The organism is Frankia sp. CcCS3 (assembly GCF_977927575.1).
The window spans coordinates 1-11320 of record NZ_CDWRCL010000122.1 but is presented as its reverse complement, the minus strand read 5'-3'; the positions used below and the strand labels follow the sequence as shown (position 1 = coordinate 11320).

Annotated in this window: 10 protein-coding genes and 3 pseudogenes; 9 read left to right on the top strand and 4 right to left on the bottom strand. The window is 68.2% G+C overall.

Features of this window, described 5'->3' with window-relative positions; all coding sequences use genetic code 11:
- Window positions 1-140: 140 nt before the first annotated feature.
- From AC08OQ_RS12180 to AC08OQ_RS12170, 3 genes and pseudogenes are all read right to left on the bottom strand, one after another.
- Window positions 141-494: pseudogene (locus tag AC08OQ_RS12180) on the bottom strand (Clp protease N-terminal domain-containing protein); the annotation flags it as partial.
- Window positions 485-868: a chaperone modulator CbpM gene (locus AC08OQ_RS12175; protein WP_462189091.1), complete on the bottom strand. Its 384-nt coding sequence runs from the start codon at window positions 866-868 to the stop codon at window positions 485-487. The gene AC08OQ_RS12175 and the pseudogene AC08OQ_RS12180, both read right to left, overlap by 10 nt.
- Window positions 865-1878 (bottom strand): DnaJ C-terminal domain-containing protein, encoded by a 1014-nt coding sequence (locus tag AC08OQ_RS12170; RefSeq protein WP_476601313.1) that lies wholly within the window; start codon window positions 1876-1878, stop codon window positions 865-867. Before AC08OQ_RS12170 ends, AC08OQ_RS12175 begins: the two co-directional genes overlap by 4 nt.
- A gap of 353 nt (window positions 1879-2231) precedes the next feature.
- Here AC08OQ_RS12170 and AC08OQ_RS12165 point away from each other — a divergent pair.
- The 3 genes and pseudogenes from AC08OQ_RS12165 to AC08OQ_RS12155 all read left to right on the top strand — a co-directional run.
- Window positions 2232-3590: pseudogene (locus AC08OQ_RS12165) on the top strand (PAS domain S-box protein); the annotation flags it as partial.
- Window positions 3591-3609: 19 nt separating this feature from the next.
- A complete protein-coding gene (locus tag AC08OQ_RS12160; protein ID WP_476601314.1) occupies window positions 3610-4191 on the top strand; it encodes a response regulator in 582 nt (193 codons plus the stop codon).
- Between the two features lie 207 nt (window positions 4192-4398).
- Window positions 4399-4623 (top strand): annotated as a pseudogene (locus tag AC08OQ_RS12155) (hypothetical protein); the annotation flags it as partial.
- A gap of 544 nt (window positions 4624-5167) precedes the next feature.
- Here the strand turns inward: AC08OQ_RS12155 and AC08OQ_RS12150 are convergent.
- Window positions 5168-5497, bottom strand: a complete 330-nt coding sequence (locus tag AC08OQ_RS12150) for a hypothetical protein (RefSeq protein ID WP_476601315.1) — start codon at window positions 5495-5497, stop codon at window positions 5168-5170.
- Window positions 5498-5945: 448 nt separating this feature from the next.
- Between AC08OQ_RS12150 and AC08OQ_RS12145 the strand changes: the two genes are divergently transcribed.
- The 6 genes from AC08OQ_RS12145 (at window position 5946) to AC08OQ_RS12120 (ending at window position 11300) form a co-directional block, all read left to right on the top strand.
- Complete coding sequence (locus tag AC08OQ_RS12145; protein WP_476601316.1) at window positions 5946-6659, top strand: YcnI family copper-binding membrane protein; 714 nt, start codon at window positions 5946-5948, stop codon at window positions 6657-6659.
- Window positions 6660-6664: 5 nt separating this feature from the next.
- Window positions 6665-8344: a copper resistance CopC/CopD family protein gene (locus AC08OQ_RS12140; protein ID WP_476612052.1), complete on the top strand. Its 1680-nt coding sequence runs from the start codon at window positions 6665-6667 to the stop codon at window positions 8342-8344.
- A gap of 171 nt (window positions 8345-8515) precedes the next feature.
- On the top strand, window positions 8516-9328 hold the full coding sequence (locus AC08OQ_RS12135; RefSeq protein WP_476601318.1) for a ferritin-like domain-containing protein: 813 nt from the start codon (window positions 8516-8518) through the stop codon (window positions 9326-9328).
- A gap of 106 nt (window positions 9329-9434) precedes the next feature.
- On the top strand, window positions 9435-10046 hold the full coding sequence (locus AC08OQ_RS12130) for a PaaI family thioesterase (protein WP_476605307.1): 612 nt from the start codon (window positions 9435-9437) through the stop codon (window positions 10044-10046).
- 53 nt (window positions 10047-10099) lie between these two features.
- Complete coding sequence (locus AC08OQ_RS12125; RefSeq protein ID WP_476605309.1) at window positions 10100-10348, top strand: acyl carrier protein; 249 nt, start codon at window positions 10100-10102, stop codon at window positions 10346-10348.
- Window positions 10349-10364: 16 nt separating this feature from the next.
- Window positions 10365-11300, top strand: coding sequence for an acyl-ACP desaturase (locus AC08OQ_RS12120; protein ID WP_476605308.1), 936 nt, complete (start codon window positions 10365-10367; stop codon window positions 11298-11300).
- The last annotated feature ends 20 nt before the right edge of the window (window positions 11301-11320 follow it).

The window sequence follows — 11320 nt, the reverse complement described above, 5'->3', positions numbered from 1 at the left end:
GTGGAGTGAGACATCAACCGGCTCAAACGCCACCGGGCGGTCGCGACCCGCTACGACAAGCTAGCCGTCCGCTACGAAGCAACAGTCACCATCGCCGCGATCAACGAATGGCTGCCCCGATAAACTTCCCAAACAGGCCCTAGCGCGAGGAGAAGGTGTTCCACCGAGACGTAGTCGTCCCTGAGCCGCCCGGCCTCGCGCTCGGCCGCATCCAGCAGCCGGGACAGCCGCTGGGTGAGGAACACCCGCCCGGGGGCGGCGCCCGGCCCGCTGACCTTCGGCCGCCGGGCCAGGTCGGCTTCGACGGCGGCGGCCAGCGCGGCGGAGTCGGCGCCGGTCTGCCCGATCAACCGGGGGATCAGCCCGTCCGGGGCCTGCAGCAGGGCGAGGAGCAGATGCTCGCCGTCGACCTCGGTGTGCCCGAGCGCGGTCGCCCTGGCCTGCGCCGCGGCCAAGGCCTTCTGGGACTTCTGAGTCAGCCGGTTCATGTCCACGGCGGTGTGCTCCTTGCGGCTGTCGGAGATCGAGCGGCCTGGTCACCGCGCAGCGCGGCTTCCAGCAGGTCGATGCGGTCGAGCAGGTCGAGGACGAGACCGATCGCGGCGTAGTTCAGGCACAGGCCGGCCCGCAGCCGTTGGATCCTCGCGATCGTCGCCGGGGTGTCCGGGGCGAACCACAGCGTCCCGGTGGCGTCGCGGGAGGCCTCCAGCAGGCCGAGCGCCACGAACCGGCGGACCAGGTCGGGATGCAGCCCGCCGCGGCTGGCGACCGTCTCCACGGTCAGCTTCCGGGCTGGTGCCAGCGGGTAACGCGGCCGGGTGATCGGCGACGGCGCCGTCCGCTGCTGCGACGGGGATGGGATGGTCATCGCCAGGATCCCTTGCTCGGATCGGACTTTCTGGGGTTGGAGTTTCTCGGGTCGGAGTTTCTCGGGTCGAAGGTCGAGGTGGCCGCCAGTTCTCCGAACAGCGCCCGCTCCCGGTCGGTCAGCGTCGGCGGCACTGCCACGCTGACCTCGGCGTAGAGGTCGCCCGGCCGTCCCGACGGATTCGGCAGGCCCTCGCCACGCAGCCGCAGCCGGCGGCCACTCGACGAACCCGCCGGGACGTGGACCTTGACCTCGCCGCCGGGAGTGCTGGTCGAGACCGTCGCGCCCAGCGCCGCCTCCCACGGGGTGACCGGTAGCTTCAGCTGGATATCGCGGCCGCCCACCCGATAGCGGGGGTGCAGTGCGATCCGTACCCGCAGGTAGAGGTCGCCGGGCGGGGCGTCACCGCTGCCACGGCCGCCCTGCCCGGCCAGCCGGATCCGCTGACCGGCCACCACCCCCGCGGGGATGCTGACCTGGTAAGAACGCGGCCCGTCCGAGCCGGTCAGCGTGACCCGGCGGCGACCACCCCGGTACGCCTCCTCGACCGTCAGGCTGAGCTCGGCTTCCTGGTCGGCGCCCGGGATCGGCCCGGCCGCGCCACGGGCCCCGAAAAGGGTTCCGAACAGATCCTCGAATCCGGCTGTGCCGAAACCCGCCCCCCCATCCCAGCCATCCCCGCCGAAGCCGGGTTCCACCCCGACGCCGCGGGCCCGGCCCCGACCACCGGCTGGCCAGCCTCCGTCGACGCCCGCGCCGGCGGCCACCCGCTCCTCGTAGTCCTCGGGGAGGCGCCGGAAGTCCGCGCCGAACCGGTCGTAGCGCGCCCGCGTCTTCGGGTCGGACAGCACGTGGTACGCCTCACCGATCTCCTTGAACCGCTCCTCCGCCTCCGGGCTGCGGTTGACGTCGGGGTGGTAACGGCGGGCGAGGCGGCGGTAGGCCTGCTGCACCTCCTCGCCGCCTGCGTCGCGCCGGAGGCCGAGAACCTCGTAGTAGTCGCGGGCCATCGGCGCTCACTCCTCATCGCCGCCCAAGTGCTGTCCCCGGCCGTGGCCCGGACCTCGACCACCCCGTCCTCGACCACCCCGTCCTCGACGTCGAAGATGCTCACGCCAAACGTGCCGCCGCTGAGAACGTGCCGCCGCCGAGGCCGAGTGTTACGCCATCCGATGGCTTCCCGATCCACCGGCGCCTCAAAACCACCCGCCGGAATCCCACCAAGCCGATCAGGTCGGTCCTCCGGGAGAAGGCACGCATAAGCGGTGAACCACGGTGGCGGGTCGGCACGGGGGGTCGGCATCTGTGCTATGGTCCACGCAGCATCACTTAAAGAGACAGATCAATTACCGATCGTGGTGATGTGGTGAAGGGTTCCTCAGACCTGGCCAGTGGTCTGTTGGAGGCGGCGCCGGACGTGATCGTCGCCGTCCGGGACGATGGGGCCATCGTCCTGGTCAACGCGCAGGCCGAGCGGCTGTTCGGCTACACTCGCGACGAGCTGGTCGGCCAACCGGTCGAGATCCTCATCCCGGTCGGTGCCCGCGCCGTCCATCCTGATCATCGGGACCGCTACTTCGCCGATCCCCGGCCCCGGCCGATGGGTGCCGGCATGGAACTGGCCGGGCGCCGCCGCGACGGCAGCGAGTTCCCCGCCGAGATCAGTCTCAGCCCGCTGGAGACCGAGGACGGAACGATCGTCTCCGCGGCCGTACGTGACGTGACCGACCGCAAACGGGCCGAGGCGAAGTCCCGCGGCCTGCTGGAAGCCGCGCCCGACGCGATCATCGGAGTCCGCCCCGACGGACGGGTCGTCCTGGTTAACGCGCAGGCCGAGCGGCTGTTCGGCTACACCCGCGACGAACTGGTCGGCCAACCGGTCGAGATCCTCATCCCGGTCGGTGCCCGCGCCGTCCATCCTGATCATCGGGACCGCTACTTTGCCGACCCCCACCCCCGGCCGATGGGTGCCCGCCTCCAGCTCGCTGCCCGCCGCCGCAACGGCAGCGAGTTCCCCGTGGAGATCAGTCTCAGCCCGCTGGAGACCGAGGAGGGAATACTCGTCTCCGCGGCGGTCCGGGACGTCACCGACCGCCTCGAAGCCCAGGCCGAGGGGGAACGGTTGCGCGTCGAGGCGCAACGCCGCAACTTCGAGGCCCAGCTCCACCAGTCCCAGCGGTTGGAAAGCCTCGGCCAGCTCGCCGGCGGGGTGGCGCACGACTTCAACAACCTCCTCGGAGCCATCATCAACTACGCCTCGTTCGTCGCCGAGGAGGTCACCCAGGCCGCCGCCACTCAGACCGCGGACGGACGGTGGAACGACGTACTGCGCGACATCGAACAGATCCAACGCGCCGCCGACCGCGCCACCGTCCTCACCCACCAGCTCCTCACCTTCGGCCGCCGCGAAACCGTGCAGCCCCGGGTACTCAGCCTCAACCAGGTCGTCACCGACCTGGAGAACCTGCTGCACCGCACCTTGGGCGAACACATCGGGCTGCACATCCATCTGCAGCCCGAGCTGTGGCCCATCCTGGCTGACCCCGGCCAGATCGAACAGGTCCTGACCAACCTTGCCGTCAACGCCCGCGACGCCATGCCCGACGGCGGCGTGCTGACCATCGACACCGCCAACATCACTATCGATCCGGATTACGCGAGCGAACGCCCGGGCGTGAAAGCCGGCCCGCATGCACGGATCCGCGTCTCCGACAGCGGCACCGGCATGCCCCCGGAGGTCCTTGCCCGGGTCTTCGAACCGTTCTTCACCACGGAAACCCAAGGGGGAAGGCTCCGGCCTCGGCCTCGCCACCGTCTACGGGATCATCAGCCAGGCCGGCGGGCACACCGACATCTACTCCGAACCCGGGGTCGGCACCACCATTCGCTGCCTGCTCCCCGCCACCGCCGCCGGTCAGCCGGACACCGCGACCGGCACTCCGGCACACGCGGGCGAGACCGTCCTGCTCGTCGAGGACCAGCCCGCCATCCTCGAGGTCACCCGTCGCCTGCTTGCCCGCAACGGCTACCAGGTCCTCACCGCTACCTCCGCCGACGAGGCCATCCCCCTCGCCGCCGACCACCCCGGCCCCGTCCACCTGCTGCTGACCGACGTCATCATGCCGCGCATGCAGGGCAAGGAACTCGCCGGCCGGATCCGCTCCACTCGCCCCGACACCCGGGTGCTCTACATGTCCGGCTACGCCCACCCGGTCCTCACCACCCAGGGGAAACTTGATCCCGGTGTCATCCTGCTCGAAAAGCCCTTCTCCGAACGGGTCCTGCTCGCCAAAGTCCGAGAAGCCCTCGACCCTCCGACCTGACCACGAATCAACCAGGACCCACCTCAACGGCCAGGATATTTCCTTTCTGCCCCGTTGATAAGAAATATCCGTCAGCCGGCGCTTTCGTCGTCGCTCGTCCTGCCGCGCGGCCCTGGTCACGGGTGGTGGTTTCTGCGGTTGACAGTCTCTGCCCGCGTCATAGGCTCAGCCGTGGGACGGATGCCCGACCGGGGTAGAGTGATGATAATGCATCAGCAGGAAGCGCAGCAGGTGGAGCGCGTGCTGCGGCAAAACTGGCAGCAGATCCGATACCAGATCCTTGACCAGTTCGCCGAGGTAAACGCGTCGGACCTGGACGCAGCCTCGAGCGTCGACGACCTTGTTCAGCGCATCGCCGACAGGTCGCACTACAGCGACAGGTACGTGGAAAGCAGGATACGCGAGCTGGTGGGTGTTGCGGCGGGCGCAGGCGCCGGTCCAGCAGCGCAACCCACCGCAGCGGCGCAGGCTGCAGCCGAGCAGGCCCCAGCGCCAGCCGCGGCCGAGCAGCCGGCCGCCGGGGGCCAGGCTGAGCAGCCCACGGCGGAGCAGCCCACGGCGGAGCAGGCCACGGCGGAACAGCCCACGGCGGAACAGGCCGGGCAGCGGTTCGGCGGGCAGCAGCCGTTCACCGCGGCGTAGCCGCCGAGGCGGACCGGAGGGTGGGGTGCCGTCCAACGACGGAAAGCACCCACCTGTCGGACGTCTGCGGTAGGCGTCTGCGGTAGACGGAGTACTCGAAGGCGCCTTCGAGTGGCTGGAGGTGCTTTCCTGCCCGGGATCCGCCGCCCGTCATTCCTCAGTGCCCGACGGCGGCAGTGCCCGACGGCGGCAGACTCCGTAGCGGTGGATCGGCATCGGCCAGCTGGATGGGCCTGGGCTTTCTGGCCTCGGGCATCGTGTTCACGGCGATCATCGCGGTGCCCGCGGCTGCCTGGTGGCGGTTCGGGTTGAATGAGGTCGTCGCCCCAGATCATCAACCCCAGCCGCACGGTTCCGGGGGTGTGGCCATGACCGCGGCGGGCATGGCAAGCTTGCTCGTTGTGGCAACAGGGTGCGAGGTGGACAGGGGAACGGCCCGGTTGGGCCGAGCCGTGGTGTTCGCCTCGTCCTCGGTGTGTCTGGCCTGGGCAGCGCACGTCTCTGGCGGGGGCCGCGGCCAGCCGCTGGGATCATGCTGGTTGCGGTCCTCCTCCTCACCCGGGTGGCGTTCGGGTTCGCGGACCGCGAGCGAGGAGTCGCTGCGCTGCTCGCGGGTCTGGGGGTGACGCAGATCGCCCTCCATGTCACCTTCGTACTTGCGCATCCGCACACCCACCTGGCCAGCGGTCCGAGCCTGGATGTTCCGATGACGGCGGCCCACGGCATTGCCGTGGGCTGTGTGGGATTGATGCTTCGTCACTCCGAGCGGGCTGTGTGGTGTGCGGCCGGACTGAAGCCGCGCACCGTTGTGGCCCTGTTGCTGTATCCGGTGACCGTTGCCGTCGTTCCGCCTGTCCCACCCACCGTGAAGATCAACCTTCGGAAGCGGGCGCCGAGACCGCACGCTCGCCCCCTTGGCCGTGGCGCACGGCGTCGGGGACCACCCGCTTCCCCTTCTCCGGGGTTGACGTCACGGCGAGCGTTGACGTCACGGCGAGCCTGGTAGACGAGTTCTCCTGGCGGGCTCATCTGCCCGACGAGCGACCCCGGCGCGAGCAAGGCAAGGCATCTTCAGGTGGTCCCACGCGCCGTGGGACGTTCGAAGGGATCTTATGTACCGCAACGTTCGGCGTGCCGGCATGCTTGCCGGCACTGCCGCGGCAGCGATGTTCCTCCTGGCCGGACCGGCGTCCGCCCATGTCACGGTGCAGCCGCCGACGGCTGCCGCGGGCAGCTACGCCACCTTGTCGTTCAAGGTCCCCACGGAGAAGGACACCGCGTCCACGACCGGGTTGGACGTCCAGCTTCCCACCGACACCCCGATCGTGTCCGTGTCGGTCCAGCCCAAGGCGGGGTGGACACACAAGATCACCAAGGCGGCTCCGCCGAAGCCGCTCATGACGGACGACGGAGAGGTCAAGGAGGTCGTCACCAGGATTGCCTGGACGGCGCAGGGGGATGGCGGGATCAAGCCCGGGGAGTTCGACACCTTCACCGTCTCCGCCGGGCCGCTGCCCGAAAACACCGACCACATTGTGTTCAAGGCGTTGCAGACCTACTCCGATGGTTCGGTCGTGCGGTGGGTCGATGTCGTCGCCCCCGGCGCCCAGGAGCCTGAGAAGCCGGCGCCGGTCCTCACGCTGACAGCATCCTCCCCGGGGTCCGGTGGGCATGGCGCGGCCACGGTGCGGTCGGACGAAGCCGCATCGGCCTCCGACGATTCCGACGGGACGGCGCGTGGCCTGGGGATCGCCGGTCTCGTCCTTGGCGCACTCGGGTTGCTTGCCGGTGGATTCGCGCTGATCTCTTTGCGGCGGCGCGCCTAACCGTCGTGCGCCGCATCCTGGTGGTGGCCGTGACGTTCCTGGTCATGGCCACCACCTCCATCGGTCTCGGCCTCGGGGTCCCGTCGGCGTCGGCGCATGCCCTTTTGACGGGTAGCGACCCCGTGGACGGCGCGGCACTCGACGTCGCACCCGCACGGGTAACCCTTGACTACAGCGAGTCGGTGCGGGTCTCGCGCGATTCGATCCGGGTGCTCGATTCCGCGGGTAGGCGGGTCGATGATGATCGTGCCGGATCTGGTCCCAAGGCCTCGCAGGCGACGGTCGCGCTCCGGCCGGGGCTGCCGAACGGCACGTACGTGGCGAGCTGGCGTGTCATCTCGGCGGATAGCCATCCTGTTTCCGGTGCGCTCGCCTTCGGTGTGGGCGGGCCGCCGGAGGCCGCCGCCGCGGCGGCCTCCGGCACATCGGGCTCCTCGACGGTGGGCGTCGTCTTTGCCGTGGCGAGATTTCTCGGATACGCCGCGACGGCCCTGTTACTGGGCGTCTGTTTCTTTCTGATAGTGCTCTGGCCGACAGGTCTTCGTGCGGCCGGCCGCGGCCGGCTGTTGATGGCAGCGTGGGGATTATCCGTTTTTGCGGCCTTCGCGCAGCTGCTGCTGCAGGGCCCCTACGCTGCCGGGCTCGGCCTCGGGGGACTCGGGCAGTGGTCGGTTCTGTCGACCACCCTGGCGGATCGGTTCGGCCACCTGCTGCTGATCCGTCTGCTCGCTCTTGCTTTGATGGTGCCTCTCGTGCGGCGGCTGTTGCGAACCGGGTCGGTGGATCTGCGGGGAAACGGGGAGCTCGCCGGTCTCGGTGTCGTGGTGGCCGTGACGCTTGCCATGATCGGTCATGCCAGTGCCGGCGACCTGGCTTGGCTGGCTACCACCAGCACGACGGTGCATGTGATCGCCATGTCGGTGTGGATCGGTGGTCTGGTGATGATTGCCGGTTTCCTGGTGCGCCGCGCATCGGCCACCGAGCCGGCGGAGGTCCTTCCCCGGTGGTCGAAGATCGCGGTTGTGGCCGTTGCCGCCGTGATGGTCAGCGGGGTCTTCCAGGGCTGGCGTGAGGTCGGCCCGCCACGGGCCCTGATTGATACCAGCTATGGTCGACTGCTGGTGTACAAGGTGTGGCTGGTCCTTGGAATGATCGCTCCCGGCGCTCTGGCGCGGCAGTGGGTCCGCCGGCAGTACAGAACGAACAGAGATCAGCCGGCCGGCCGGCCGGACCGCTCGCCGGATACCGTTCTGCTTGCCGGGCTGCGGCGGGGTGTCATGGCGGAAATCGTGGCCGGGGCTGTCGTGCTGGGGATCACGGCTGGGTTGGTGAACATGGTACCGGGACGTACCAGCTATTCACCGCCGTTCTCCGACACCACCTTCGCGGGTCCGATGACGGTGAAGGTGCGGGTCTCACCGACGCGGGTGGGCGCCCAGACCCTGGACGTCCACGCCACGGGCCCGAGCGGCAAACCGCAGAAACTGGTGGAGGCCAGTGCGGCGTTGTCGTTGCCGGCCGCCGATCTCGGCCCCTTCGCTGTTCCGCTGAGCCTGGCCGCGCCGGGCCATGCGCGGAGCGACGGGATCCGGGCGCCGTTGCCCGGTGAATGGCAACTTCGGCTCACGCTCCGAGTGAACGATTTCGACCAGTACGTGACAACCGTGTTCTACCAGGTCCGATGAAGGACTCGTGAACGATGAAGGGCTCGTGAACGCTGGGCGGCGGTAAGCGCTTTCGCGATAGCTGATCGGAATGGTTCGATTGGCGTGTGATATCAGGGTTGTAATGATCTGTCAGGCAACCCATGGTAGAGCGGCAAAGGCCTGCGAGGGAAGCTCAGAAGGAGTCCATCCATGCCGACCGCCACCGCTGACAAGTCCCATAGCTTCGATGTTTTCCAGCACTACGAGCGCCTCCAGTGGAAGGTTTCCGACCTCGGGCTGGAAAACGTCCGGCGTGACCTCGTTCATCCCGTTTACATCTCGCTTGTCAAGGGCGTTGTCATGGGCGAGGCGACGTCTCTCCCCGGGCTGCACGGTTTTCTCAGCGAGTTCCACGACGACTACGACTGCTCGGCCTTCGTGGCCATCTGGGCCTACCAGGAGCTTCAGCATCACTACGCCTTCCGTGCTTGGCTCAAGGCGGTGGGCGTCCATGTCGACCAGGACAAGATCGAGGCTCTGCGTGAGCCGTACGAAGCCGGTATCACGCCGAGTGCGACCCTGACCACGAACGTGATCTCCGAGATCATCGTTAACACGGTCTACCGGGCGATGTCGGAGTGGGTGGAGGAGCCCGTGTTGGCCGACCTGTTTCTCCGCGCGAGCCGCGACGAAGCAGGGCACGCCCGCGAGTTCCTCTTCTACTTGAAGCGTCGCCTGGAACTCCACCCGCACGAGCTGAGGTCAGTCCTGGAAAGGATTCATTTCTACGTTACGAGCCCGCGGCTCAACCACCCGGTCGGTGTCTACAAGCATCAGCGCGTCGAGGAGATGCGGGGGCACGAGACCGTCGACGACGTGATCGATGTCTATCTCCAGTTCTCTCCGCCGGATGCGCTGGAAAAGCTCCAGGCCAAGCTCCGGCGCATGCTCGGAACAGCGGTCGGCCGGGACCTGAGCCGGAACTCCGGCATCCGCCACGCGATGGCCGAAATAGTGGCCTGATGCGTCGAATCTGAGAACGTCGTTCCAGACCCGATCGGATGCGGGGGCGACGCGCGACGACGGCGGCGCCCCGGATCACGTGCGACGCCGTCGGCAGGGGCGCGCCGTGACCGATTCCCTGCCGGAGGAACCGATGCACATTCACCCGACCGCTCCCTCCCAATTCTCGGCCGACGAGGAATACCTGCCGGTGCCCTGGGCGGTCCTGGAGAGCTACCGCTGCTTCGGCTGCTCACCGCACAATGCAAACGGCCTGCGCCTCCGCTTCGCCTTCCGTCCCGACGGGATCGCCACCCGCTTCAGGCTGGACCGCACTCACGAGTCGTACCCGGGGGTCGTGCACGGCGGTCTCATCGGAGTCATCTGCGACGAAACCATGGGAAACCTGATCGTTCTGCGAACAGGCCTCACCTCCTTCACTACCGGTATGCGGCTGCGGTACGTCACCGCGATGCGGGTGAACACCGACTACCAGTGCGTCGCCCGCCTACAGGCCGACGCGGCTGAGCCGGTCTCCAACCCGACGGGCGCGGGCGGCCTGGTGCGTGCCGAGGCCGAGATCCTCGACGCCGCGGGCAGTCTGGTGGCTGCGGCGAGCGCGACCTACCGTCCGACATCGATGAACATCGCGCGGCAACGCCTGGACCTGCGACCGGACGAGTTCGACCGCGTCGCGGAAGCCATCACCGCGGCCCAGGCCGCCGGCGGCCAGGGCTGAATAGTCCCTCTCACGCGCCTCAACCGACACGGCGAATGACTGAAGGAGTCATGATGACACCCTCCCGCGCCGAGATTGTCAGTACTGTCACCGCCATCCTTGCTCGCGAGCTCGGGATGCCAGCCGACGCGCTCACTCCCGACCTCGACCTGCGGGCCGTCGAAGGCGCGGACTCGGTGAAGGTCCTGGTCATGATCTCCCGCATAGAGCGCACGTACGATATCGAGGACGTCTTCACCCTGAGCTCCATCAACGACGTCGTCCGTATCGTGCTTGCGGCGCTCGAGACGGCGGCGGTCTGACAACAGGAGAATCATCGTGACCGTATCGAACACCGTTATATCATATACCTCTGCTCCGGAAGCGGGGCAACGCCGCCCTGCCCGGTCCGACGGCCCTTTTACCCGTCCGGTGCTGCCGCTGCTGCCCGCCTCCGACCTGGCGGCGGCGGTCACCGCGTTTCATTCTGCCGGGTCCGCCGCCCGCCGGTGGGACGTCGAATCGGCCTTCCAGTGGGACGAGGCCGAGGCCGACCGGCTCACCGAAGGCCATCGCTCAGCGGTCCGCTTCATCACCCTGATCGAGGACCATCTCCCCGGCTATTTCGGCCTCTACGAGCGTGCGTTCCCGCTCAACTCCGACGTTGACCTGGAAACCTTTATCCATAACCGTGAGCTCTACCATTTCACGGTACGGTGGGCCCAGGAAGAGGACAGCCACGCCCGGGCCCTGTTCCGCTACCAGGTCGCCGCCGGTATCGCCGAACCGGAGGAACTGCGTCGGGAACTGGCGGCCGAGGGCCGCAAGAAATTCGATCTGCCACTTGACCACGCGGTCTCGTTGTTCGCCTACGCACTCGTGCAGGAGAAGGCGACGCAGCTCTATTATCAGCAGCTACGCACCGTGGCCGGCGATCCGGTCCTGGCCGACGTCCTCACCCGACTCGCCCGCGACGAGTCGCGCCACTTCGCGTTCATGGCGGATGTGGTCGAGCGGTACCTGCGCCGGGAGGGCGACGCCGTGGTGGAGCCAATCCGCGAGGTCATTGCGACCTTCCGGATGCCACTGGCCGACACCATCCGCGGCTACTGGCGATGGGCACTGCGGATCAGGGAAGTCGCCCACTACGACCACACGGACGCCTACGCTCACCTCATCCGGGTCGTGAACCGCGCCGTCGACGCCCGGTCCGACCGGGTGAATGAACTGATCACCTTTATCGACGCATGCCGGACCGCCCCCGTCCCGGCCTGAGCCTGGTCGGGTGGCCTTGA